Consider the following 25,348-nt stretch of genomic DNA (forward strand, 5'->3'; position numbering starts at 1 on the left):
ATTGAGGAGAAGCTCATGGCCGGCGCAAAAGAGATACGTAGTAAGATCGCAAGCGTCCAGAACACGCAAAAGATCACTAAAGCGATGGAGATGGTCGCCGCTTCCAAAATGCGTAAATCGCAGGATCGCATGGCGGCCAGCCGTCCTTATGCAGAGACCATGCGCAAAGTGATTGGTCACCTTGCAAACGGTAATCTGGAATATAAGCACCCTTACCTGGAAGAACGCGACGTTAAGCGCGTGGGCTACCTGGTGGTGTCGACTGACCGTGGTCTGTGTGGCGGCTTGAACATTAACCTGTTCAAAAAACTGCTGGCGGATATGAAAGCATGGTCCGATAAAGGCGTTCAGTGCGATCTGGCACTGATTGGCTCTAAAGGCGTCTCTTTCTTTAACTCCGTTGGTGGCAACATTGTCGCTCAGGTGACCGGTATGGGTGACAACCCGTCCCTGTCCGAACTGATCGGCCCGGTTAAAGTGATGTTGCAGGCCTACGATGAAGGCCGTCTGGACAGACTGTACGTTGTCAGCAACAAATTTATTAACACCATGTCTCAGGTTCCAACGCTCACTCAGATGCTGCCGTTACCGGCATCAGAAGATGACGAGCTGAAGCAGAAAGCCTGGGATTACCTGTATGAACCCGATCCGAAACCGCTGCTGGATACCCTGCTGCGTCGTTACGTTGAATCTCAGGTTTATCAGGGCGTTGTAGAAAACCTGGCCAGCGAGCAGGCCGCACGAATGGTGGCGATGAAAGCCGCGACCGATAATGGCGGCAGCCTGATTAAAGAGCTGCAGTTGGTTTACAACAAAGCTCGTCAGGCCAGCATTACTCAGGAACTCACCGAGATCGTCTCGGGGGCCGCCGCGGTTTAACCAGGTTTACGAATTACGTAGAGGATTCAAGATGGCTACTGGAAAGATTGTCCAGGTAATCGGCGCCGTGGTGGACGTCGAGTTCCCTCAGGACGCCGTACCACGCGTGTACGACGCGCTTGAGGTACAGAATGGTAACGAGAGCCTGGTGCTGGAAGTTCAGCAGCAGCTCGGCGGCGGTATCGTGCGTACCATCGCCATGGGTTCTTCCGACGGTCTGCGTCGTGGTCTGGAAGTGAAAGACCTTGAGCACCCGATCGAAGTCCCGGTAGGTAAAGCAACGCTGGGTCGTATCATGAACGTATTGGGTCAGCCAATCGACATGAAAGGCGACATCGGTGAAGAAGAGCGTTGGGCTATCCACCGCGCGGCACCTTCCTACGAAGAGCTGTCCAGCTCTCAGGAACTGCTGGAAACCGGCATCAAAGTTATCGACCTGATGTGTCCGTTTGCGAAGGGCGGTAAAGTTGGTCTGTTCGGTGGTGCGGGTGTAGGTAAAACCGTAAACATGATGGAGCTGATCCGTAACATCGCGATCGAGCACTCCGGTTACTCCGTGTTTGCGGGTGTGGGTGAACGTACTCGTGAGGGTAACGACTTCTACCACGAAATGACCGACTCCAACGTTCTGGACAAAGTATCCCTGGTTTACGGCCAGATGAACGAGCCACCAGGAAACCGTCTGCGCGTTGCGCTGACTGGCCTGACGATGGCTGAGAAGTTCCGTGACGAAGGCCGTGACGTTCTGCTGTTCGTCGATAACATCTATCGTTACACCCTGGCCGGTACGGAAGTATCTGCACTGCTGGGTCGTATGCCTTCAGCGGTAGGTTATCAGCCAACGCTTGCGGAAGAGATGGGTGTTCTTCAGGAACGTATCACCTCGACCAAAACCGGTTCTATCACCTCCGTTCAGGCGGTATACGTACCTGCGGATGACTTGACTGACCCATCTCCAGCCACCACCTTTGCTCACTTAGATGCAACCGTGGTACTGAGCCGTCAGATCGCGTCTCTGGGTATCTACCCGGCCGTTGACCCGCTGGACTCCACCAGCCGTCAGCTGGATCCACTGGTTGTTGGCCAGGAACACTACGACACCGCGCGTGGCGTACAGTCCCTGCTGCAACGTTACCAGGAACTGAAAGACATCATCGCCATCCTGGGTATGGATGAACTGTCTGAAGAAGACAAACTGGTGGTAGCACGTGCGCGTAAGATCCAGCGCTTCCTGTCCCAGCCGTTCTTCGTTGCGGAAGTATTCACCGGTTCTCCGGGTAAATACGTTTCCCTGAAAGACACCATCCGTGGCTTTAAAGGCATCATGGAAGGCGAATACGATCACCTGCCAGAGCAGGCGTTCTACATGGTTGGTTCCATCGAAGAAGCCGTGGAAAAAGCCAAAAAACTTTAACGCCTTAATCGGAGGGTGATATGGCAATGACTTACCACCTGGACGTCGTCAGCGCAGAGCAACAAATGTTCTCTGGTCTGGTCGAGAAAATCCAGGTAACGGGTAGTGAAGGTGAACTGGGTATTTTCCCGGGTCACGCACCGCTGCTCACCGCCATTAAGCCTGGTATGATCCGCATCGTTAAACAGTTCGGTCATGAAGAGTTTATCTATCTGTCCGGCGGCATTCTTGAAGTGCAGCCAGGCAGTGTGACCGTTCTGGCCGATACCGCTATTCGTGGCCAGGATCTCGACGAAGCGCGAGCCCTGGAATCGAAGCGTAAGGCTGAAGAGCACATTAGCAGCTCTCATGGTGACGTGGATTACGCTCAGGCGTCTGCGGAGCTGGCCAAAGCGATCGCGAAACTGCGCGTTATCGAGTTGACCAAAAAAGCGATGTAACACCGGCTTGAAAAGCACAAAAGCCAGTCTGGATCCCAGGCTGGCTTTTTTTTTCGGCCTTAATTCATGATGAAAAAGATGTAGAATTTTAAGCATCAAACGTTTTTACTTCTCACACAAACTACCGTCAGGATGCGTATGTTAAACAGTGCGATGAGCGTGGTGATCCTTGCCGCAGGCAAAGGTACCCGCATGTATTCCGATCTGCCTAAAGTGCTTCACACGCTGGCAGGAAAGCCAATGGTGCAGCATGTTATTGATGCAGCTACTGCATTAGGCGCCAGCCAGGTGCATCTGGTATATGGACATGGCGGCGATCTGCTGAAAAAAACGCTGCGTGACGACAATCTCAACTGGGTGCTTCAGGCAGAACAGCTGGGTACGGGTCATGCAATGCAGCAGGCTACCCCCTTCTTCTCTGATGATGAAGATATCCTGATGCTCTACGGCGACGTCCCGCTGATCTCCGTTGAAACCCTCTCTCGCCTGCGTGAAGCCAAACCGCAGGGTGGTATTGGGTTGTTAACCGTCGTGCTGGACGATCCAACCGGCTATGGCCGCATTACGCGTGAAAACGGCAACGTGACGGGGATTGTTGAGCATAAAGATGCCACTGACGAACAGCGCCAGATTCAGGAGATCAACACCGGCATCCTGATTGCAAACGGTGCGGATATGAAGCGCTGGTTGTCTAAGCTTAATAACAATAACGCGCAGGGTGAGTATTACATCACTGATATTATCGCGATGGCGTACCAGGAAGGGCGTGAGATTGCCGCCGTTCATCCGGCGCGTATTAGCGAAACGGACGGGGTAAACAACCGTCTCCAGCTTTCCCGCCTTGAGCGCATTTATCAGTCCGAGCAGGCAGAAAAACTGTTGCTCGCGGGCGTCATGCTGCGCGATCCGGCTCGTTTCGATCTGCGCGGTACGCTGATCCACGGGCGTGACGTTGAAATTGATACTAACGTTATCCTGGAAGGTAACGTCACGCTGGGCAATCGCGTCAAAATCGGCACCGGCTGTGTGATTAAAAACAGCGTTATCGGTGACGACTGCGAAATCAGCCCGTATAGCGTGGTGGAAGATGCGCGTCTTGATGCGGCGTGTACTATCGGCCCGTTTGCGCGCCTGCGTCCTGGCGCTGAGCTGCTGGAAGGTGCTCACGTAGGTAACTTCGTCGAAATGAAAAAGGCGCGTCTGGGCAAAGGCTCCAAAGCGGGCCATTTGACCTATCTGGGCGATGCGGAAATTGGCGACAACGTAAACATTGGTGCAGGGACGATCACCTGTAACTATGACGGTGCCAACAAGTTTAAAACCATCATCGGCGATGACGTGTTTGTAGGCTCCGACACCCAGCTGGTGGCGCCAGTTACCGTAGGCAACGGCGTGACCATTGCCGCCGGTACCACCGTCACGCGCGATGTAGCGGAGAACGAGCTGGTGTTAAGCCGTGTGCCGCAGGTCAGCAAGCAGGGCTGGAAACGCCCGGTGAAGAAGAAGTAACAATAATATACACCCCTCACCCTGACCCTCTCCCCAAAGGGGAGAGTGGAACTGAACGGTGCGGTGTTTTTCTCCCTCGCCCCTTTGGGGAGAGGGCCGGGGTGAGGGGATAACATAATCCTCCCCCCCCACAGGTAGTACCCATAACTATAACCCCACTCTCTACAAGGCTCGGGGTGCCCGGAAAGGGCGTTACCCAAAGGATTTCGCGTTGTGGCAAGGCGGCAAGCGTATGAGTCCATGGGAGCTTACTTAAGTAAGTGACCGTGGCGAGTACGAGAAGCCAACGCAGCCGCAGCGTGAAAGACGCAGGGTAAATACAGGTCAGCGACAACGCATGGCATAACGCCATAATCAGGAAATCTAACTATGTGTGGAATTGTTGGCGCAGTTGCGCAGCGTGATATTGCTGAAATCCTTCTCGAAGGTTTACGTCGTCTGGAATACCGTGGTTACGACTCTGCCGGTCTGGCTGTTGTCGATGCAGAAGGGCATATGACCCGTCTGCGCCGTCTCGGTAAAGTGCAGATGCTGGCCCAGGCCGCGGAAGAACATCCGCTGCACGGTGGTACCGGTATTGCGCACACCCGCTGGGCGACCCACGGCGAACCGTCTGAAGGTAACGCGCACCCGCATGTGTCTGAACACATCGTGGTGGTACATAACGGCATTATCGAAAACCACGAACCGTTGCGCGAAGAACTGAAAGCGCGCGGCTATACCTTCGTCTCTGAAACCGACACCGAAGTAATTGCTCACCTGGTGCACTGGGAGCTGGCACAGGGCGGTACACTGCGTGATGCGGTGCTGCGTGCGATCCCTCAGCTGCGCGGTGCTTACGGTACGGTGATCATGGATTCCCGCGATCCGTCCACCTTGCTGGCCGCGCGTTCCGGTAGCCCGATGGTGATTGGTCTGGGCATGGGTGAAAACTTTATCGCTTCCGACCAGCTGGCGCTGCTGCCAGTAACCCGTCGCTTTATCTTCCTGGAAGAGGGAGACATTGCCGAGGTGACACGTCGCAGCGTGACCGTCTTCGATACCAAAGGCGAGCAGGTTAAGCGTCAGGAGATCGAATCAAACCTGCAATACGACGCGGGCGACAAAGGCGCTTACCGTCACTACATGCAGAAAGAGATCTACGAGCAGCCAAACGCCATTAAAAACACGCTGACCGGGCGCATCAGCCACGGCGAAGTGGATCTGAGCGAGCTGGGTGCCAACGCCAACGAGCTGCTGGGCAAAGTCGAGCATATTCAGATCGTGGCCTGCGGTACCTCGTACAACTCCGGCATGGTCTCGCGCTACTGGTTTGAATCCCTGGCAGGCGTGCCGTGTGATGTGGAAATCGCCTCTGAGTTCCGCTATCGCAAATCTGCGGTCCGTCGTAACAGCCTGATGATCACCCTTTCCCAGTCTGGTGAAACGGCAGATACCCTGGCAGCGCTGCGTCTGTCTAAAGAACTGGGTTACCTGGGCTCGCTGGCGATCTGTAACGTGCCTGGCTCTTCACTGGTACGTGAATCCGATCTGGCGCTGATGACCAAAGCGGGCACCGAAATCGGCGTGGCCTCCACCAAGGCGTTCACCACACAGCTGACCGTTCTGCTGATGCTGGTGGCGAAACTGGCGCGTCTGAAAGGTCTGGATGCTTCCGTTGAACATGACATCGTGCATGGCCTTCAGGCACTGCCGAGCCGTATTGAGCAGATGCTGTCTCAGGACAAACGCATTGAGGCACTGGCGGAAGATTTCTCTGACAAACATCACTCCCTGTTCCTGGGGCGTGGCGATCAGTATCCGATAGCGCTGGAAGGCGCGCTGAAGCTGAAAGAGATCTCTTACATTCACGCGGAAGCCTACGCGGCGGGCGAGCTGAAACATGGCCCGCTGGCGCTGATCGACGCGGATATGCCGGTTATCGTGGTGGCACCGAACAACGAACTGCTGGAAAAGCTGAAATCTAACATCGAAGAAGTGCGCGCCCGTGGCGGTGTACTGTACGTCTTTGCGGATAAAGATGCCGGTTTCGCCAGCAGCGACAACATGCACATCATCGAGATGCCGCATGTGGAAGAGGTAATTGCACCGATCTTCTACACCGTTCCGCTGCAACTACTGGCTTATCACGTCGCGCTGATCAAAGGCACCGACGTTGACCAGCCGCGAAATCTGGCGAAGTCCGTTACCGTAGAATAATCCCTTCAGACTCCACCTTCGGGTGGAGTTTTTTTATGACAACCTGTCATTTTCAGCTATTTTTTTAGTGTCACATAAAGAAAATATTACTGAAATCCTGCCGTCATGTTTCCATCTAACAATATGATAAATATAGTTATTTTTGTTTTTCTTTAAGTGAAATTTTCATTGTCATAAAACTGTCATATTTCGTACATTTATCTGTCACCTGTTTGTCCTATTTTGCTCATCGTAGCCACTTAAACAATGATTTACGAAATCCTTGCAGGAGACATTATGAAAGTTATGCGTACCACTGTCGCAACTGTTGTCGCCGCGACCTTATCTCTGAGCGCTTTCTCTGCCTTTGCAGCAGCAAGCCTGACTGGCGCTGGTGCAACCTTCCCTGCGCCGGTGTATGCCAAATGGGCGGATACCTACCAGAAAGAAACCGGCAACAAGGTTAACTATCAGGGTATCGGCTCCTCCGGTGGCGTAAAACAAATTACCGCAAATACCGTTGATTTCGGCGCATCCGACGCTCCGCTGTCTGATGAGAAACTGAATCAGGAAGGCCTGTTCCAGTTCCCGACCGTAATCGGCGGCGTTGTGCTGGCTGTTAACATCCCTGGCCTGAAATCAGGCGAGCTGGTGCTGGACGGCAAAACCCTGGGTGACATCTACCTGGGTAAAATTAAAAAATGGGATGACGAAGCCATCACCAAACTGAACCCGGGCGTTAAGCTGCCTTCGCAGAACATCGCTGTGGTTCGTCGCGCTGACGGCTCTGGTACCTCCTTCGTCTTCACCAGCTACCTGGCGAAAGTGAACGAAGAGTGGAAATCGAAAGTCGGTTCCGGCTCTACCGTTAACTGGCCAACCGGTCTGGGCGGTAAAGGCAACGACGGTATCGCTGCCTTCGTACAGCGTCTGCCTGGCTCTATCGGCTACGTAGAGTACGCCTACGCTAAGCAGAACAACCTGGCTTACACCAAACTGGTTTCTGCCGACGGCAAACCGGTTAGCCCGACCGAAGAGAACTTCGCCAACGCCGCGAAAGGCGCTGACTGGAGCAAATCTTTCGCGCAGGACCTGACCAACCAGAAAGGCGACGATGCATGGCCGATCACGTCTACCACCTTCATTCTGGTCCACAAAGAGCAGAAGAAGCCTGAGCAGGGTGCTGAAGTGCTGAAGTTCTTCGACTGGGCATACAAAAACGGCGGCAAACAGGCTAACGACCTGGATTACGCCAGCCTGCCAGACAGCGTGGTTGAGCAGATCCGTGCTGCATGGAAAACCAACGTGAAAGACAGCAGCGGTAAAGCGCTGTACTAACAGGATATATTTAACGAAGATGGCGGGTGTCGCGCAGCGATCCCGCCCTACGGTTTACTCTGTAGGCCCGGTAAGCGTCAGCGCCACCGGGCATATTCGTAAAAACGTCTCAAACAGAAGAGTAATTTATGGCTGCAACCAAGCCTGCATTTAACCCTCCGGGTAAAAAAGGTGACATGATTTTCAGCGTGCTGGTGAAACTGGCTGCGCTGATTGTGCTATTGCTGCTGGGCGGCATTATCGTGTCCCTGATTTTCTCCTCCTGGCCGAGCATTCAAAAATTTGGTTTCGCCTTCCTGTGGACCAAAGAGTGGGATGCGCCGAACGATATTTACGGTGCGCTGGTGCCGATTTACGGCACGCTGGTGACCTCGTTTATCGCCCTGCTGATTGCGGTTCCGGTGAGCTTCGGTATTGCCCTGTTTCTGACGGAACTGGCACCCGGCTGGCTGCGACGCCCGCTGGGTATCGCCATTGAACTGCTGGCCGCCATCCCAAGTATCGTTTACGGCATGTGGGGCCTGTTTATCTTTGCGCCGCTGTTTGCGACGTACTTCCAGGAGCCGGTCGGTAACGTGCTTTCTGCCATTCCGTTTGTGGGGGCGCTGTTCTCCGGCCCGGCATTCGGTATCGGCATTCTGGCGGCAGGTGTGATCCTCGCCATCATGATTATTCCGTACATTGCGGCGGTCATGCGTGATGTCTTCGAACAAACCCCGGTGATGATGAAAGAGTCGGCCTATGGCATCGGCTGCACCACCTGGGAAGTTATCTGGCGTATCGTCCTTCCGTTCACCAAAAATGGGGTGATTGGCGGCATTATGCTGGGCTTAGGCCGCGCGCTGGGTGAAACCATGGCCGTGACCTTTATCATCGGCAACACCTACCAGCTCGACAGTGCCTCGCTCTATATGCCGGGGAACAGTATTACCTCTGCGCTGGCGAACGAATTTGCCGAAGCGGAATCCGGGCTGCACGTCGCCGCGCTGATGGAACTGGGTCTGATCCTGTTTGTTATCACCTTTATTGTGCTGGCTATCTCCAAGCTGATGATTATGCGTCTGGCTAAAAACGAGGGGGCACGCTAATGGCGACTCTCGACATGCAAAACACCGCTCAGCTTGCGGAATCCCGTCGCAAAATGCAGTCAAAGCGCCGGATTAAAAACCGCATTGCGCTGACGCTATCCATGGCGACGATGGCATTCGGCCTGTTCTGGCTGATCTGGATCCTGATGTCCACCATCACCCGTGGTATTGATGGAATGTCCCTGGCGCTGTTCACCGAAATGACGCCGCCGCCGAACACGGCGGGTGGGGGGCTGGCAAACGCCCTCGCGGGCAGTGGCCTGCTGATCCTGTGGGCGACGGTCTTTGGTACGCCGCTGGGCATCATGGCGGGTATCTATCTGGCGGAGTATGGGCGTAAATCCTGGATCGCTGAAGTCATCCGCTTTATCAACGACATTCTGCTTTCTGCCCCGTCGATTGTCGTGGGTCTGTTTGTTTACACCATCGTGGTGGCGCAAATGGAACACTTCTCCGGCTGGGCGGGTGTGATTGCGCTGGCGCTGTTGCAGGTGCCTATCGTTATTCGCACCACTGAAAACATGCTGAAACTGGTACCGGACAGCCTGCGTGAAGCTGCTTACGCGCTGGGTACGCCAAAATGGAAGATGATTTCGGCGATCACCCTGAAAGCGTCCGTCTCGGGGATTATGACCGGTATCCTGCTGGCTATCGCTCGTATCGCCGGTGAAACCGCACCGCTGCTGTTTACCGCCCTCTCCAATCAGTTCTGGAGCACGGACATGATGCAGCCGATCGCCAACCTGCCGGTGACGATCTTTAAATTTGCGATGAGCCCATTCGCGGAATGGCAGCAGCTGGCCTGGGCCGGGGTGCTGATCATCACCCTTTGCGTACTGTTGCTGAACATTCTGGCGCGCGTCATTTTCGCGAAGAAGAAACACGGTTAATTTTTTACGGCGCGGCAGCTCGCGGCGCCGAATGAGGAAATGAGTCAATGAGTATGGTTGATACTGCCCCGGGTAAGATTCAGGTTCGTGATTTGAACTTCTACTACGGCAAATTCCATGCCCTGAAGAATATCAACCTGGATATCGCGAAGAACCAGGTGACGGCATTCATCGGTCCGTCCGGCTGTGGCAAATCCACGCTGCTGCGCACCTTTAACAAAATGTATTCGCTCTATCCGGAGCAGCGTGCAGAAGGTGAAATTCTGCTGGACGGTGACAACATCCTGACCAATACCCAGGATATCGCCCTGCTGCGTGCGAAAGTGGGGATGGTATTCCAGAAACCCACGCCGTTCCCGATGTCGATCTATGACAACATCGCCTTTGGCGTGCGTCTGTTTGAGAAGCTCTCCCGTGCGGATATGGATGAGCGCGTGCAGTGGGCATTGACCAAGGCCGCATTATGGAACGAAACCAAGGATAAGTTGCACCAGAGCGGGTACTCTCTCTCCGGTGGTCAGCAGCAGCGTCTGTGCATTGCGCGCGGTATCGCCATTCGCCCGGAAGTCTTGCTGCTGGATGAGCCGTGCTCAGCGCTGGACCCGATCTCAACCGGGCGTATCGAAGAGCTGATCACCGAGCTGAAGCAGGATTACACCGTGGTGATCGTAACCCACAACATGCAGCAGGCTGCACGTTGTTCTGACCACACGGCGTTTATGTACCTGGGCGAGTTGATTGAGTTCAGCGATACCGACGCGCTGTTCACCCGTCCTGCGAAGAAACAAACGGAAGATTACATTACTGGCCGCTACGGTTGATTTGCCTTAGTGCATGTGGAGAAACCATGGACAACCTCAATCTTAATAAACACATTTCCGGCCAGTTTAACGCAGAGCTGGAAAGCATTCGCACCCAGGTGATGACCATGGGCGGCATGGTCGAGCAGCAGCTTTCTGATGCGATCACGGCGATGCACAACCAGGACAGCGAGCTGGCGAAGCGCGTTATCGAAGGCGACCACAACGTCAATATGATGGAAGTCGCCATCGACGAAGCCTGCGTGCGCATCATTGCGAAGCGTCAGCCGACGGCGAGCGACCTGCGTCTGGTGATGGCGATCATCAAAACCATCGCCGAACTGGAGCGTATCGGTGACGTGGCGGATAAAATCTGCCGCACCGCGCTGGAGAAATTCTCCCAGCAGCACCAGCCGCTGCTGGTGAGCCTGGAGTCTCTTGGCCGCCACACCGTGCAGATGCTGCACGACGTGCTGGATGCTTTCGCGCGCATGGATCTGGACGAAGCGGTCCGCATCTACCGTGAAGACAAGAAAGTTGACCAGGAATACGAAGGCATTGTGCGTCAGCTGATGACCTACATGATGGAAGATTCTCGTACCATTCCAAGCGTGCTGACCGCGCTGTTCTGCGCGCGCTCAATCGAGCGTATCGGCGACCGCTGCCAGAACATTTGCGAATACATTTTCTACTTCGTGAAAGGTCAGGACTTCCGTCACGTGGGCGGCGACGAGCTGGACAAGCTGCTGGCGGGCAAAGATCCGAAAGAGTGATGTTTGTGGCGGGTGGCGCTGGCGCTTACCCGCCCTACGTTAGCTTAACGCGTAATATTCCATCCGCGTGCTTTCCACAATTCAGGCAACTGCGCCAGATCGGTAAAGGTCGTCACTTTTGGATGATCGATCGGCTTGTTGTGCGGATCGGCGCAGAAGTAAAACACTTCCATCCCCGCATCAATCCCTGACTGCGCGCCCGCAGACGAGTCATCCACCAGAATGCAGTTCTCCACGTTGACGTTCATCGCCTTCGCCGCATGGAACATCAGCGCCGGATCGGGCTTCCAGCGCTGGATATCGTAGCCGCTGAACAGTTTTTCCGGGAAGTGATGCAACATGTCCAGTTTGCCGAGCGAGTGCTGCATTTTGCTGACCGGGCCGTTAGAAACCACGCAGATCGGCACCGTCATCGCATCCAGCAGCGCGTCAGCGCCAGCGATAACCTCCAGCTCGGCGTCGAAGAGGCGTGCGACCTCGGCGCGGTACACCGGTTCCAGATCCGCTTTCGCCAGATCCACCCCGTGTTCTTCGTTAATGATGTCGATGATCTCGTACAGCTTCACGCCCTTAAAGCGTTTGAACACCTCTTCGAGATCGAGCGTAATGCCAAATTCCTGGAACATGGCGACATACGCGCGGGAACAAATGACCTCACTGTCGACCAGCGTACCGTCACAGTCGAAAAATACCGCTTCAATTCCGGACATGTCCTTCCCTTTTAACAAGTTTAACGTTTACGTACGACAGATTTACGAGACGCAATCGTTGCCGTATAAGCAAAATCAATGAAAAAAGTATCCCGTAACCGCCACTATTGTCGCATTTTGGTATAGGATAGCGACGAATTTTCCCTCCTTGTTCGGAAATTGATGATGAGTCAACAACACACTACCCAGACGTCTGGTCAGGGGCTGCTTGAGCGCGTTTTTAAACTGCGTGAGCACGGCACAACGGCACGCACCGAAGTGATCGCCGGTTTTACTACCTTCCTGACGATGGTCTATATCGTTTTTGTGAACCCGCAAATTCTGGGCGTGGCTGGCATGGATACCAGCGCCGTCTTTGTAACCACCTGTCTGATCGCCGCCCTTGGCAGCATCCTGATGGGCGTTTTCGCTAATCTGCCCGTGGCGCTGGCCCCGGCGATGGGTCTGAACGCGTTCTTCGCGTTTGTGGTGGTTCAGGCGATGGGCCTGCCGTGGCAGGTTGGGATGGGCGCTATTTTCTGGGGTGCGGTTGGCCTGCTGCTGCTGACCCTCTTCCGCGTGCGCTACTGGATGATTGCAAACATTCCGGTGAGCCTGCGCGTGGGCATCACCAGCGGTATCGGTCTGTTCATCGGCATGATGGGTCTGAAAAACGCCGGTGTGATCGTGGCGAACCCGGAAACGCTGGTGAGCATTGGTAACCTGACCTCCCACAGCGTGCTGCTGGGCGTGCTGGGCTTCTTTATCATCGCGATCCTGGCCTCACACAACATCCATGCTGCGGTGCTGGTCTCTATCATCGTAACCACGTTGCTGGGCTGGATGCTGGGCGATGTGCATTACAGCGGTATCGTCTCTGCGCCACCGAGCATCTCTACCGTGATTGGTCACGTCGATCTGGCGGGTTCCCTGAACCTGGGTCTGGCGGGGGTGATTTTCTCCTTCATGCTGGTCAACCTGTTTGACTCCTCCGGTACGCTGATTGGCGTGACCGACAAAGCGGGTTTGGCGGATGAAAAAGGCAAATTCCCGCGCATGAAGCAGGCGCTGTATGTGGATAGTATCTCGTCCGTTGCTGGCTCTTTCATCGGCACCTCGTCTGTTACCGCTTATATTGAATCTTCTTCCGGCGTCTCCGTGGGGGGCCGTACCGGCCTGACGGCGGTCGTCGTGGGTCTGCTGTTCCTGCTGGTGATCTTCCTCTCTCCGCTGGCGGGGATGGTACCACCGTACGCGGCAGCTGGCGCGCTGATCTACGTCGGCGTACTGATGACCTCAAGCCTGGCGCGCGTGAAGTGGGAAGATCTAACGGAAGCCGTTCCGGCGTTTATTACCGCGGTGATGATGCCGTTCAGCTTCTCGATCACCGAAGGTATCGCGCTGGGCTTTATCTCTTACTGCATTATGAAGATCGGCACTGGCCGCTTCCGCGAACTCAGCCCGTGCGTGATTATTGTGGCGCTGCTGTTTGTGCTGAAGATTGTGTTTATTGACGCGCACTAAGGTGCGGTTTGTGGTGTCAGGTGGCGCTTCGCTTACCTGACCTACTGACGAGTGCAGGCCCGGTAAGCGCTAGCGCCACCGGGCTTTTTTATCAGGCTTTAACCCGCTTAATATAATCCCCAAACGCGGTCAATTGGCCAGAGAGATGGTCACGCGTACTCTGATCCACCACTTCACCCGTCTGCGGGTCGACTTTGTTCTGAATCACACCGCCCATAAATTCCGGCTTGTTCATCACCATCGCATCCAGGAACACCAGGATCTGGCGCAGGTGATACTGGCAGCGCGCGCCGCCGATGGCGCCCATTGAGCTGGTCTGGATCAGCACCGGTTTGCCTGACAGGGGCTGCTCCGGCAAACGGGACAGCCAGTCAATGGCGTTCTTCAGACCACCCGGTACCGAGTAGTTATATTCAGGCGTGACAATCACCACGCCGTCAGCCTGACGGATCTGCTCGGCTATTGCTTCCACACTCTGCGGGAAACCTTCTTCCTGCTGAACGTCAGCATCATAAAGCGGGATGTCGCCAATGGACGGCAGGGCGCTGATTTCCATTCCCGCAGGCGCCAGCTGCGGCAGCGTACGGGCAACCATCCCGTTAAAAGAACCTTTGCGCAGGCTTCCCAGTAACGTAACAACTTTCAACGTATCAGACATGATTACTCCTGTTTCATCATGATGACCCTGGACGGATCAGCTATGGGTGTATGCTTTTTCTGCCGGTAAACTGGTTAATCGCATCAGGCGCGCGGCTGGCTCGTTGGCGCGCTCAGGGACATCCGGAAGACTACGCCAACCGCGAGTACTGTCAAATTCCCAGATTTTCAGCCGTTCGATGGCGGGGCTCACCGCAACAGACCAGATCAGTACATCCTCAGCATCACTGAGTGCCTCTACCAGCGAGGCTTTTGTGGCGCGCAGGCGACCGGATCCGGGAAGCAGCTGCAACAGGCTGGCGTCGTCTGACGCCGCGCCGCTCAGTTTGCGGATACTCTGGCGAAGGGTGATGAGCTGCGCTCTGGCTTCAATGGGGTCGTTCTGGTTACGTATCCACAGCTTTTCATTGCTGGAGAGCGGATATTCATCGAGCGCGTTAGCGCCATGGAAGCTACGCGTGACGCGTTGTAGCTCCATATCCAGCCCGCAATCACCTTCAGTGGTCAGCGCGACGCCAACGATGTTGCCGGTATACGCAATGGAAAAATGGGGAAGTGCCGGGTCCGCAAAAACCGGGCGACCTTCTGGCTGGGTGAGTATATCCGGTAATTCGCTGGTGCCGTACAGCATAAAAAGCAGTTCTGCGAGGAGCGCTCTGGAGGCTAAAAACCGCGTCCTGCGGTGTTCAGGTAGTTTGAGTGCCTCACTGTGGCAGGCTGAAGAAATTCTGGCCGATACGAGATGCCCTTCCGTTAATGTTCCTCGTGCAAAGTGCGTAGCCATTTTTCGCTCCTTGATAATGGTTGTAGTCGGTTAAACGGTTACATGATTATCGCTTAACTCAGCTTTTGTTTTAATCAGTAAATGGAAATAAGAGAAGCCTGAGGACCGAACTTTACATTATCTTAGGCAAAAACCTGACCTGGCGCGGTATACAGCGCTTTGATCGTCTCGCGTAGCCAGAGGATTTTCGGATTATGGCTGTTCCGTTTATGCCAGATCAGCGTGAAGGGCACGGTAAGCTTTTCTGCCTGCGCCTCATCGATGGGAATGGGAAGGCAAACCAGATTACGCTGGTGGAGTTGATTATAGTGATGGCAGTAGTGCGGTGCAGTGGCAATGTAGTTGTGGTCCGGCTGGGCCGCCATAAACATCGACTGTTCGAATCCGGACAAACTCATGGCGATGTTACGCTCCCGGCCCATCTCTCTTAGCACCTCGTCGAGTGCCCAGGTATCGCTGCGTTCCCAGAAGATGCTGATATGCGGGTAGCGCAGAAATGTCTCCAGATCCCACACTTCCTGGAGCGCGGGATGGTCCTCGCGCAAATACACACACGGACGGTCACTGAACAGGATTTCGTAGTCGATAAACCACGGCATCAGCTTTAGCAGTTCGCGCGAGCGAGGATGCGTTTCACGCCCCGTAAAGCCCAGATCCACTTCGCCACGCGTAATGGCGTCCAGCGAATCGTAATCCCATTGGCGCAGCTTCACCGTCGCCTGTGGGTAGCGCTCATTCACCTGCTCCAGCAGGGTGTTAAAGCGGATCAGCATCAGCGGTGTTTCGGCGGCGAGCACAAACTTAAGCCCGCCAGGAGAGCTATGGTGGAATTTATCGAGGATCTGGTTGCCTATCTGCATCCAGTCGGCCAAATCCTGTTCCAGACTCACCGTCAGGGGCGTGGGCAGCAGCCCTAAAGGTGTTTTCACAAACAGCGGATCGTCGAACCAGTCGCGCAGCTTCGCCAGCGATTTACTTACCGCGGACGGCGTCACGTTCATCCGCTTCGCGGCTTTGGTGACGCTGCGCTCCTGCAACAACAGTTGCAGGCAAAGTAAAAGATTAAGATCGAGACTGCTGATGGGCTTCTTCATAGTGCGCCGCGGGCTGGATGACCATAAGTAAGGTAATGCAGAGTATGCTACAGCCAATCAGAACCCCGATCAGCATATTCAGCGCGTTAAGGCCGATCACCGCCGCCAGCCAAATCCAAAGCGACGAACCGCAGACCTGCGCAATGCCCAGCACCGAGCTTGCCACGCCTGCCCGCAGCGAGAACGGGCCAAGCGCCTGGCTCATCGCCACACCAAAGCCAACGGAGAACCCGGCGCAAATCAGGGTAATGCCCACCAGCATCACCGCGTGTGAGGTGGCGGTCGCCAGGATCACGCCTGCGGCGAGAAACAGCCCCTGTGAGGTAAGCATCAGCGTGCGCTGGCGGAAGAGATTGAGGGCAAAGGGCGTCGAGAATGAAACCGCCATGCTGACCATCGCGGTTAGCGCCATCACCGTCGAATACTCACCGCGATCGAAGCCCATCGTCTCCATCAATAACACCGGGGAAACGTTTACATAGGTAAGGATCACCGCCACGCTCAGCGTGGTGATTGCCAGTCGACTCAAAAAAAAGCGATTCACCAGCTTTTCAGCCGGATGGAGGGTTGCGGCGTGGTGTGACTGTTGCGAACCGGGATGGGTCTCTTTCAGCACCGTCACGGACAGAATAAAGACAATGGCGCCCATTGCGGCCATGGTCCAGAAAAGGCTCTGCCACGGAAATTTAAGCATGATCAGGTAGCCTACAACCGGTGCCAGCACCGGAATGATGCAGGTAATGCCGTTCAGCATCGACAGCACTTTGGCGCGGCGCTGAGCGCTCAAGGTATCGCGCAGAATGGCAAACGCCACCACGTAACAGCCGCCCGCGCCAATGCCCTGAATAAAACGTCCTGACAGGAACATTGTGCTTTCCTGAGCCACTGAACAGAGTACCGATGCCAGCGCAAAGATAACCGCACCTGTAATGGCGACGGGCTGACGGCCTGCTTTATCCGCGATTTTCCCGGCAAACACCATCGACGACGCCATCCCCGCGAGGTAGGCCGAAAACGCGATGTGCAGCTGCGCCTCGCTGGCACCCAGATCGCGGGCAATATGCGGTAATCCCACCAGATACATATCAATGCCGGACGGATACAGCAGAACCAGCGCAAAACTACAAAACAGAAAACGAGCCATAAATCCCCCATAAATGCAGGCATGCAGGATAGGGGGCATGGAATGATTAAGCGAGTTGCCATTTGGACAATGGTGATTTCCCAGGGGGAAATCACCCTATACGCGCGGGAATTACTTACCGATACAGAAGCTCGAGAAAATCCGTCCCAGCAGATCGTCAGACGTAAACTCTCCGGTGATCTCGCTCAGGTTCTGCTGCGCCAGACGCAGCTCTTCCGCCAGCAGTTCACCCGCCCACGCGCCAATCAGCTGGGCTTTGCCCTGCTCAAGGTGGCGAGCCGCCTCTTCCAGGGCCTGCAAGTGACGGCGACGCGCCAGGAAGCCGCCCTCCATACTGGTGTCGAAGCCCATGCTCTGTTTGAGATGGTTACGCAGGTCTTCCACGCCTTCCCCGGTACGGGCCGACAGCCGAATTAGTGAGTGACCATTCACATCGCTGATGCCCAGCGTTTCGCCGGTTACGTCTGCTTTGTTACGCACCACGGTGATCGGCAGTTTGGCTGGCAGACGGGCGATAAAGTCCGGCCAAATCTCCGCCGGGTCAACGGCGTCGGTCGTGGTGCCATCTACCATAAACAGCACGCGGTCGGCCTGCTCGATCTCCTGCCAGGCGCGTTCGATACCGATACGCTCGACTTCATCGCTCGCATCGCGCAGGCCTGCGGTGTCGATGATGTGCAGCGGCATCCCGTCGATGTGGATATGCTCGCGCAGGACGTCGCGGGTTGTACCGGCAATGTCGGTCACGATCGCCGCTTCACGGCCCGCCAGGGCGTTCAGCAGGCTCGATTTTCCGGCATTAGGGCGACCAGCAATCACCACTTTCATCCCCTCACGCAGCAGGCTGCCCTGGCGCGCTTCGGCGCGAACGGCGTCGAGATCGTTCATCACCTGGTTGAGCTGAGCTTCGATTTTGCCGTCGGAGAGGAAGTCGATCTCCTCGTCCGGGAAGTCGATAGCTGCTTCAACATAGATTCGCAGGTGAGTAAGTGCTTCCACAAGGTGGTTCACGCGTGCGGAAAACGCCCCCTGCAACGAGTTCAGCGCGGAGCGGGCCGCCTGTTCGGAACTGGCGTCGATCAGGTCAGCAATCGCCTCGGCCTGCGCCAGGTCGAGCTTATCGTTCAGGAAGGCACGTTCGGAGAACTCGCCCGGCTTCGCAATGCGCAGGCCAGGCAGGGTCAGAATACGTTTTAACAACAGGTCGAGGATCACCGGGCCGCCGTGACCCTGCAACTCCAGCACGTCTTCGCCGGTAAAGGAGTTTGGGCCGGGGAACCACAGCGCGATGCCCTGGTCCAGCGGGCTGCCGTAGGCATCCTTAAACGGCAGATAATCAGCGTAGCGCGGCTTTGGCAGTTTACCCAGCACCGCTTCGGCCACCTCACGCGCCTTCAGGCCGGAGATGCGCAGAATGCCTACACCACCGCGTCCCGGTGGGGTTGCCTGGGCGACGATAGTGTCGTTATGGCTCATGGTTGTTCTCGTTCAATACAAATAAAAAAGGCGGTCAATCGACCGCCCTTATTTTAGCGTTAAGTTACCGAATCAGGACTTTTTCTTTTCGCGGCTATGCAGGCCACGTTTTTCCAGACCACGGTAAATCAGCTGCTGCTGGATGATGGTCACCAGGTTGCTGACGATATAGTACAGCACCAGACCTGACGGGAACCACAGGAAGAACACGGTGAAGATGACCGGCATAAAGGTCATGATCTTCTGCTGCATCGGGTCGGTCACGGTGGTCGGAGACATCTTCTGAATGAAGAACATCGTCACGCCCATCAGGATCGGCAGGATGTAGTACGGGTCCTGTGCGGACAGGTCATGGATCCACAGAGCGAACGGCGCGTGGCGCAGCTCAACGGAACCCATCAGCATGTAGTACAGCGCAAGGAAGATTGGCATCTGAATCAGCAGCGGGAAGCAACCACCCAGTGGGTTCACTTTCTCTGCTTTATACAGGGCCATCATCTCCTGGCTCTGACGCTGTTTGTCATCGCCCAGACGCTCACGCATAGCCTGAATCTTCGGCTGTAGCATACGCATCTTCGCCATGGAGGTGTACTGCGCTTTAGTCAGCGGGTACATGATGCCACGAACGATAAAGGTGATAACGATGATGGAGAAGCCCCAGTTACCCAGGAAGCTGTGGATGAACTTCAGCAGCTTAAACAGCGGCTGAGAAATGAACCACAACCAACCGTAATCAACGGTCAGATCCAGGTGCGGCGCAACGGCAGCCATTTTGTCCTGGATTTCCGGGCCGACCCACAGGGTGCTTGCCAGTTTACCGGTTTGACCCGGCTGCACCAGAACTGGCTGAGATTTGTAGCCGATGGCTGCAATACCGTTGCCGAGGTTCGCGGTGTAGAAGTTATTCGTACCGTCGTTATTCGGTACCCACGCCGTCGCGAAATACTGTTGCAGCATTGCGACCCAACCGCCTTTAGAGCTGACGTTCAGGTTTTCGTTATCGGCAATGGTGTCGAATTTGTATTTCTCGTACTTGGTATCTGGCGTGGAGTATGCCGCGCCACGGAAGGTATGCAGCGCAAAGTTGCTGCTTCCGGTGTCACGGTGAGACGGCAGATTGATGGACTGCTTCAGCTGACCAAAGGTAGAGATTTCCAGTGGTTTCGCACCGGCGTTCTGTACGCTGTAGCCCACGTTCACCGCATACTCACCGCGTTTCAGGGTGAAGGTTTTGGTGAAGGTGTTGCCTGCCGCGTCGGTGTAGGTCATCGGGATAACCAGTTCGTTCTGGCCATCAGCCATTACAAACGTGTCATTCTCGACGTTATACAGTGGACGCGCACCGTTAGCCGGGTTGTCCGGGCCATCACGACCGGTCAGGCCGCTCTGCGCCTGGTAGATAAATTCAGGCGTGGTTTCCAGTAACTGGAACGGTTCGGTAGACTTCAGCTCTTTCGGGTAGGTCAACAGCAGCGCCTGCTCAACATCACCACCACGGGTGTTGATAGTCAGCTCAAGCACATCGGTCTTAACCGTAATCTGTTTCCCCTGGCCACTGGCCGGTACGCCCTGGTCGGCGGCGCTACCCGCTGCGGTGGTCGTGGTCTGCGTGGTCTGCTGCTGGGGTTGAGGATTTTTATCCTGCTCCCATGCCTGCCAGATCATGAAAGACACGAACAACAAAGCGATGATAAGAAGATTGCGTTGCGAATCCATCGTTAGTGTTCTCTGGTATCAAAAGGTCCTGGAGGGACGGGGTCGTCTCCACCTGGGTGTAAAGGGTGGCATTTTAATACGCGTTTCACCGTCAACCAACTGCCTTTTATCACTCCAAACCTGCGCAATGCCTCAATTCCGTAGCTTGAGCATGTTGGCGTGAAACGGCAGTGTGGCCCGAGTAGCGGACTAATCAGGCGTTGATAGACCCGAATGAGGGCTATCAGGACCCGCGAGCCAGGCGACAGTGGCGGCGCCATAATTTTTCCAACGCTTCCGAGAGAGCACGGTTATCGAGGTCGGCAACCCCTTTTTTAGCCACCACCACGAAATCCATAGAAGGCAGTTCGTGCTGACGTAAACGGAAGCTTTCACGCGTCAGACGTTTAATCCGGTTGCGTTCATGCGCACGCTTAACGTTTTTCTTGGCGACTGTGAGACCGATGCGGGGATGCCCCAGCGAATTTTGGCGGCCGAGGATGGTGATTTGCGGCGTGCCAGCCCGTAGTGGCTGCTGGAAGACGAAAGTGAAATGAGTGGGAGTTAACAAACGTAACTCCCTGGGAAATGCGAGCTTAACCACTCAGGGGTTAGCTTTATTACTTGGAAACGGTCAGACGAGCGCGGCCTTTAGCACGACGACGTGCCAGAACCTGACGACCATTTTTAGTAGCCATACGAGCACGGAAGCCGTGAGAACGGTTGCGCTTCAGTACAGACGGTTGAAAAGTGCGTTTCATGGCGATTTCTACCTAAACTTGAAAAAATTCATGACTTTTGCGGATGCCCGACCGAGTTTCGAATGACGGACGCCGAAGCCGTGGGTGATTAAAGAGGCCGGATTGTAATAATTGTACACTCCGGAGTCAATTCTCTTTCCTTATTTCCCGCGTATTTCCGCACGATTTCGCGTGGAAAATGAGCAACGGACGACGCAGGAAGATGAGCATCACGCGCCGGGTCGAGGATTATACGGCCTCGCCAACAAAGCGCAAGGATCGTCCCGGATCTTCGTTAGATCATTTAAGCCAAAAATTGTCTGTCCTCATTAAATTTTCCAATATGCGGCCTAAATCGCGGGGCACTCGCGTCAGGATCGTTTACACTTACCCGATTCCGGATCTTCCTGTGGATAAATCGGGAAGAATCTGTGAGAAACAGAAGATCTCTGGCTCAGTTTAGGCTATGATCCGCGGTCCCGATCGGGATCCAGCGATCCTGGTCGGGCATAAACACAACGTCGTTCAGGTTGTATCAACGATAGCGTGTATAACCGCAGATAGCGGTTCGCACATCACCCTGATGGGGTCATGTCGATGTGCGCCAACAATCATGAATATTCAATAGTTTTCTTTTATTGTTCGAGTGGAGTCCGCCGTGTCACTTTCGCTTTGGCAGCAGTGTCTTGCCCGATTGCAGGATGAGTTACCAGCCACAGAATTCAGTATGTGGATCCGCCCGTTGCAGGCGGAACTGAGCGATAACACGCTGGCTTTGTATGCGCCAAACCGTTTCGTGCTCGATTGGGTAAGGGATAAATACCTTAATAACATCAATGGACTGCTGAACGATTTCTGCGGGTCAGATGCCCCACAGCTGCGTTTTGAAGTGGGCACAAAGCCGGTCACCCAAACCGTTCGTGAAGTTGTCAATGTGGCAGCCCCTGCACAGGCGGCGCCCGCTCCTGCGCCTCGCGTTGCACCGGCTCGTCAGGGCTGGGATAACGTCCCTGCACCCGCAGAGCCAACCTACCGCTCTAACGTTAACGTGAAACACACGTTCGATAACTTCGTTGAAGGTAAATCGAACCAGCTGGCGCGCGCGGCGGCTCGCCAGGTTGCCGATAACCCCGGTGGTGCTTACAACCCGCTGTTCCTCTATGGCGGCACGGGTCTGGGTAAAACGCACCTGTTACACGCGGTGGGCAACGGCATTATGGCGCGCAAGCCCAACGCGAAAGTGGTGTATATGCACTCCGAGCGCTTCGTTCAGGACATGGTAAAAGCCCTGCAAAACAACGCGATCGAAGAGTTTAAACGCTACTACCGTTCCGTTGATGCGCTGCTGATCGATGACATTCAGTTCTTTGCCAATAAAGAACGATCTCAGGAAGAGTTTTTCCACACCTTCAACGCCCTGCTGGAAGGCAATCAGCAGATCATTTTGACCTCGGATCGTTATCCAAAAGAGATCAACGGCGTTGAAGATCGTCTCAAATCCCGCTTCGGCTGGGGCCTGACCGTGGCGATCGAGCCACCGGAGCTGGAAACCCGCGTCGCGATCCTGATGAAGAAAGCCGATGAGAACGACATTCGCCTGCCGGGTGAAGTGGCGTTCTTCATTGCCAAGCGTCTGCGCTCCAACGTGCGTGAGCTGGAAGGGGCGCTGAACCGCGTTATCGCCAATGCCAACTTCACTGGTCGTGCGATCACCATCGATTTTGTGCGTGAAGCGCTGCGCGATTTATTGGCTTTGCAGGAAAAACTGGTCACTATCGACAATATTCAAAAGACGGTGGCTGAGTACTACAAGATCAAAGTGGCAGATTTACTGTCTAAACGTCGTTCCCGCTCGGTGGCGCGTCCGCGTCAGATGGCGATGGCGCTGGCAAAAGAGCTAACTAACCACAGCCTGCCGGAAATCGGTGATGCGTTTGGTGGCCGTGACCATACGACCGTGCTGCACGCTTGTCGCAAGATTGAGCAGTTACGGGAAGAAAGCCACGACATAAAAGAAGATTTTTCCAATTTAATCAGAACATTATCATCGTGACGCTATGAAATTTACCGTTGAACGTGAACATTTATTAAAACCGCTGCAACAGGTGAGTGGCCCGTTAGGCGGCCGCCCAACGCTGCCTATTCTTGGAAACCTGCTGCTTCAGGTCGCGGACGGTACGCTGTCGCTGACCGGCACAGATCTGGAAATGGAAATGATCGCGCGCGTTACGCTGACTCAGCCGCACGACGCAGGCGCGACCACGGTTCCGGCACGTAAATTCTTTGATATCTGCCGTGGACTGCCGGAAGGCGCTGAAATCGCCGTGCAGCTGGAGGGCGACCGCATGCTGGTGCGCTCTGGCCGCAGTCGTTTCTCTCTCTCCACGCTGCCTGCTGCGGATTTCCCGAACCTGGACGACTGGCAGAGCGAAGTTGAATTTACCCTGCCGCAGGCGACGATGAAGCGTCTGATTGAGGCCACGCAGTTCTCCATGGCGCATCAGGACGTTCGTTACTACTTAAACGGCATGCTGTTCGAAACCGAAGGTGAAGAGCTGCGTACCGTGGCGACCGACGGTCACCGTCTGGCGGTCTGTTCCATGCCGATTGGCGATTCACTGCCAAACCATTCGGTGATCGTACCGCGTAAAGGCGTAATTGAACTGATGCGTATGCTCGACGGCGGCGATACCCCGCTGCGCGTGCAGATCGGCAGCAACAATATTCGTGCCCACGTGGGTGATTTTGTCTTCACATCGAAGCTGGTTGACGGTCGTTTCCCGGATTATCGCCGCGTATTGCCGAAGAACCCGGACAAAACGCTGGAGGCGGGTTGCGATATCCTCAAGCAGGCATTTGCCCGCGCGGCTATTCTCTCTAACGAGAAATTCCGCGGTGTACGTCTGTACGTGAGTGAAAACCAGATCAAAATCACCGCCAACAACCCGGAGCAGGAAGAGGCAGAAGAGATTCTGGACGTCACCTACGCCGGGGCTGAGATGGAAATCGGCTTCAACGTCAGCTATGTGCTGGATGTGCTGAATGCACTGAAATGCGAGAACGTTCGCATCCTGCTGACCGACTCCGTTTCAAGCGTACAGATTGAAGATGCCGCATCACAGTCGGCTGCTTATGTTGTCATGCCAATGAGACTGTAATGTCGCTCACCCGTCTGTTGATCCGCGACTTTCGTAATATCGAAAGCGCGGATCTCGCTTTATCCCCTGGCTTTAATTTCCTGGTTGGCGCGAACGGCAGCGGCAAAACCAGCGTGCTGGAAGCCATCTATACGCTCGGCCATGGCCGGGCGTTTCGCAGTTTGCAGATTGGTCGCGTGATTCGCCACGAGCAGGAATCCTTTGTTCTGCACGGGCGTTTGCAGGGCACAGAGCGGGAAACCGCCATCGGCCTGACCAAAGACAAGCAGGGCGACAGCAAGGTGCGCATCGACGGCACCGATGGCCACAAGGTGGCGGAGCTGGCGCTGCTGATGCCGATGCAGCTGATTACGCCCGAGGGGTTTACTTTACTCAACGGCGGCCCCAAATACAGAAGAGCGTTCCTTGACTGGGGATGCTTTCACAATGAAGCCGGTTTCTTTAACGCCTGGAGCAACCTGAAGCGTCTGCTTAAACAGCGTAACGCCGCATTGCGCCAGGTTACCCGTTACGCCCAGCTGCGTCCGTGGGACATGGAGTTAATCCCTCTCGCGGAACAGATCAGCAACTGGCGTGCCGAATACAGCGCAGGTATCGCCGAAGACATGGCCGACACCTGCAAACAGTTTTTACCCGAGTTCTCTCTCACCTTCTCTTTCCAGCGTGGCTGGGAAAAAGAGACGGATTATGCCGAGGTGTTAGAGAGAAGCTTCGAGCGCGACCGCATGTTGACCTACACCGCGCACGGCCCGCACAAGGCGGATTTCCGCATTCGTGCCGACGGTGCGCCGGTAGAAGACACGCTGTCGCGTGGGCAGCTCAAGCTCCTGATGTGCGCGCTGCGCCTGGCGCAGGGGGAGTTCCTCACTCGCGAGAGCGGGCGACGCTGCCTGTACCTGATAGATGATTTTGCCTCGGAACTTGACGACGCGCGGCGCGGGCTGCTTGCCAGCCGCTTAAAAGCCACGCAGTCGCAGGTTTTCGTCAGCGCCATTAGCGCTGAACACGTTATAGACATGTCGGACGAAAATTCGAAGATGTTTACCGTGGAAAAGGGTAAAATAACGGATTAACCCAA

The 25,348-nt window shown here is 55.2% G+C and carries 24 protein-coding genes; 14 read left to right on the forward strand and 10 right to left on the reverse strand.

All coding sequences use genetic code 11. The features are described from left to right. Positions 1 to 15: 15 nt before the first annotated feature. The 10 genes from atpG to phoU all read left to right on the forward strand — a co-directional run bounded on the left by atpG (position 16) and on the right by phoU (position 11,309). Positions 16 to 879, forward strand: coding sequence for a F0F1 ATP synthase subunit gamma (atpG, locus tag ACOTX7_RS15210; protein WP_032673476.1), 864 nt, complete (start codon positions 16 to 18; stop codon positions 877 to 879). A gap of 31 nt (positions 880 to 910) precedes the next feature. Further along, complete coding sequence (gene atpD, locus ACOTX7_RS15215; RefSeq protein ID WP_003862362.1) at positions 911 to 2,293, forward strand: F0F1 ATP synthase subunit beta; 1,383 nt, start codon at positions 911 to 913, stop codon at positions 2,291 to 2,293. Positions 2,294 to 2,313: 20 nt separating this feature from the next. Further along, a complete protein-coding gene (locus ACOTX7_RS15220; RefSeq protein WP_006177560.1) occupies positions 2,314 to 2,733 on the forward strand; it encodes a F0F1 ATP synthase subunit epsilon in 420 nt (139 codons plus the stop codon). A 138-nt stretch (positions 2,734 to 2,871) separates the two neighbouring features. Continuing rightward, a complete protein-coding gene (gene glmU / locus ACOTX7_RS15225; RefSeq protein ID WP_221256695.1) occupies positions 2,872 to 4,242 on the forward strand; it encodes a bifunctional UDP-N-acetylglucosamine diphosphorylase/glucosamine-1-phosphate N-acetyltransferase GlmU in 1,371 nt (456 codons plus the stop codon). A gap of 369 nt (positions 4,243 to 4,611) precedes the next feature. Next, positions 4,612 to 6,441 (forward strand): glutamine--fructose-6-phosphate transaminase (isomerizing), encoded by a 1,830-nt coding sequence (glmS, locus tag ACOTX7_RS15230; protein WP_006808754.1) that lies wholly within the window; start codon positions 4,612 to 4,614, stop codon positions 6,439 to 6,441. A gap of 276 nt (positions 6,442 to 6,717) precedes the next feature. After that, entirely contained in the window at positions 6,718 to 7,758 is a 1,041-nt protein-coding gene (pstS, locus tag ACOTX7_RS15235) for a phosphate ABC transporter substrate-binding protein PstS (protein ID WP_022649876.1), read from the forward strand. A gap of 128 nt (positions 7,759 to 7,886) precedes the next feature. Further along, a complete protein-coding gene (gene pstC, locus ACOTX7_RS15240) occupies positions 7,887 to 8,846 on the forward strand; it encodes a phosphate ABC transporter permease PstC (protein WP_006808756.1) in 960 nt (319 codons plus the stop codon). Continuing rightward, complete coding sequence (gene pstA / locus ACOTX7_RS15245) at positions 8,846 to 9,736, forward strand: phosphate ABC transporter permease PstA (protein ID WP_003861156.1); 891 nt, start codon at positions 8,846 to 8,848, stop codon at positions 9,734 to 9,736. The genes pstC and pstA overlap by 1 nt, the downstream gene beginning before the upstream one ends. A 47-nt stretch (positions 9,737 to 9,783) precedes the next feature. After that, positions 9,784 to 10,557 (forward strand): phosphate ABC transporter ATP-binding protein PstB, encoded by a 774-nt coding sequence (pstB, locus tag ACOTX7_RS15250; RefSeq protein WP_003861154.1) that lies wholly within the window; start codon positions 9,784 to 9,786, stop codon positions 10,555 to 10,557. Positions 10,558 to 10,583: 26 nt separating this feature from the next. After that, positions 10,584 to 11,309: a phosphate signaling complex protein PhoU gene (phoU, locus tag ACOTX7_RS15255; RefSeq protein ID WP_003861153.1), complete on the forward strand. Its 726-nt coding sequence runs from the start codon at positions 10,584 to 10,586 to the stop codon at positions 11,307 to 11,309. A 44-nt stretch (positions 11,310 to 11,353) separates the two neighbouring features. Here phoU and yieH read toward each other — a convergent pair whose 3' ends face one another. Next, complete coding sequence (gene yieH, locus ACOTX7_RS15260; protein WP_221256696.1) at positions 11,354 to 12,019, reverse strand: 6-phosphogluconate phosphatase; 666 nt, start codon at positions 12,017 to 12,019, stop codon at positions 11,354 to 11,356. 165 nt (positions 12,020 to 12,184) lie between these two features. On the opposite strand from yieH, the gene adeP reads away from it, so the two are divergent. Then, a complete protein-coding gene (gene adeP, locus ACOTX7_RS15265) occupies positions 12,185 to 13,522 on the forward strand; it encodes an NCS2 family permease (RefSeq protein WP_221257188.1) in 1,338 nt (445 codons plus the stop codon). Between the two features lie 91 nt (positions 13,523 to 13,613). Here adeP and ACOTX7_RS15270 read toward each other — a convergent pair whose 3' ends face one another. The 9 genes from ACOTX7_RS15270 to rpmH all read right to left on the reverse strand — a co-directional run bounded on the left by ACOTX7_RS15270 (position 13,614) and on the right by rpmH (position 21,133). After that, positions 13,614 to 14,180 carry an NADPH-dependent FMN reductase gene (locus ACOTX7_RS15270; RefSeq protein ID WP_003861147.1) on the reverse strand — a complete coding sequence of 189 codons (567 nt, stop codon included), beginning with the start codon at positions 14,178 to 14,180 and terminating at the stop codon, positions 13,614 to 13,616. A gap of 36 nt (positions 14,181 to 14,216) precedes the next feature. Further along, a complete protein-coding gene (locus ACOTX7_RS15275) occupies positions 14,217 to 14,963 on the reverse strand; it encodes a 4'-phosphopantetheinyl transferase family protein (RefSeq protein ID WP_205922037.1) in 747 nt (248 codons plus the stop codon). A 122-nt stretch (positions 14,964 to 15,085) separates the two neighbouring features. Next, the gene (yidZ, locus tag ACOTX7_RS15280) at positions 15,086 to 16,057 is read right to left on the reverse strand and encodes an HTH-type transcriptional regulator YidZ (protein ID WP_221256697.1); all 972 of its coding nucleotides are present in this window, start codon (positions 16,055 to 16,057) and stop codon (positions 15,086 to 15,088) included. After that, positions 16,026 to 17,201: an MFS transporter gene (locus tag ACOTX7_RS15285; protein WP_032673477.1), complete on the reverse strand. Its 1,176-nt coding sequence runs from the start codon at positions 17,199 to 17,201 to the stop codon at positions 16,026 to 16,028. Before ACOTX7_RS15285 ends, yidZ begins: the two co-directional genes overlap by 32 nt. Before the next feature lie 111 nt (positions 17,202 to 17,312). After that, positions 17,313 to 18,677, reverse strand: a complete 1,365-nt coding sequence (gene mnmE, locus ACOTX7_RS15290; protein ID WP_221813588.1) for a tRNA uridine-5-carboxymethylaminomethyl(34) synthesis GTPase MnmE — start codon at positions 18,675 to 18,677, stop codon at positions 17,313 to 17,315. Positions 18,678 to 18,749: 72 nt separating this feature from the next. Further along, on the reverse strand, positions 18,750 to 20,393 hold the full coding sequence (yidC, locus tag ACOTX7_RS15295) for a membrane protein insertase YidC (RefSeq protein WP_006808763.1): 1,644 nt from the start codon (positions 20,391 to 20,393) through the stop codon (positions 18,750 to 18,752). A 2-nt stretch (positions 20,394 to 20,395) separates the two neighbouring features. Then, a complete protein-coding gene (gene yidD / locus ACOTX7_RS15300; RefSeq protein WP_001307474.1) occupies positions 20,396 to 20,653 on the reverse strand; it encodes a membrane protein insertion efficiency factor YidD in 258 nt (85 codons plus the stop codon). Then, positions 20,617 to 20,976, reverse strand: coding sequence for a ribonuclease P protein component (rnpA, locus tag ACOTX7_RS15305; RefSeq protein WP_006808764.1), 360 nt, complete (start codon positions 20,974 to 20,976; stop codon positions 20,617 to 20,619). Before rnpA ends, yidD begins: the two co-directional genes overlap by 37 nt. A 16-nt stretch (positions 20,977 to 20,992) precedes the next feature. Then, positions 20,993 to 21,133, reverse strand: coding sequence for a 50S ribosomal protein L34 (gene rpmH / locus ACOTX7_RS15310; RefSeq protein ID WP_000831330.1), 141 nt, complete (start codon positions 21,131 to 21,133; stop codon positions 20,993 to 20,995). 637 nt (positions 21,134 to 21,770) lie between these two features. On the opposite strand from rpmH, the gene dnaA reads away from it, so the two are divergent. Genes dnaA through recF form a run of 3 tightly spaced genes read left to right on the forward strand, consistent with a single transcriptional unit; the run spans position 21,771 to position 25,343 of the window. Continuing rightward, complete coding sequence (gene dnaA, locus ACOTX7_RS15315; RefSeq protein ID WP_003861124.1) at positions 21,771 to 23,165, forward strand: chromosomal replication initiator protein DnaA; 1,395 nt, start codon at positions 21,771 to 21,773, stop codon at positions 23,163 to 23,165. A gap of 4 nt (positions 23,166 to 23,169) precedes the next feature. Further along, on the forward strand, positions 23,170 to 24,270 hold the full coding sequence (dnaN, locus tag ACOTX7_RS15320; RefSeq protein ID WP_003861122.1) for a DNA polymerase III subunit beta: 1,101 nt from the start codon (positions 23,170 to 23,172) through the stop codon (positions 24,268 to 24,270). Then, positions 24,270 to 25,343, forward strand: coding sequence for a DNA replication/repair protein RecF (gene recF, locus ACOTX7_RS15325; RefSeq protein ID WP_115876768.1), 1,074 nt, complete (start codon positions 24,270 to 24,272; stop codon positions 25,341 to 25,343). The genes dnaN and recF overlap by 1 nt, the downstream gene beginning before the upstream one ends. Positions 25,344 to 25,348: the final 5 nt, after the last annotated feature.

Source organism: Enterobacter cloacae complex sp. IR5418 (assembly GCF_049238105.1).
In the GTDB taxonomy this organism is placed as follows: Bacteria; Pseudomonadota; Gammaproteobacteria; order Enterobacterales; family Enterobacteriaceae; genus Enterobacter; species Enterobacter hormaechei.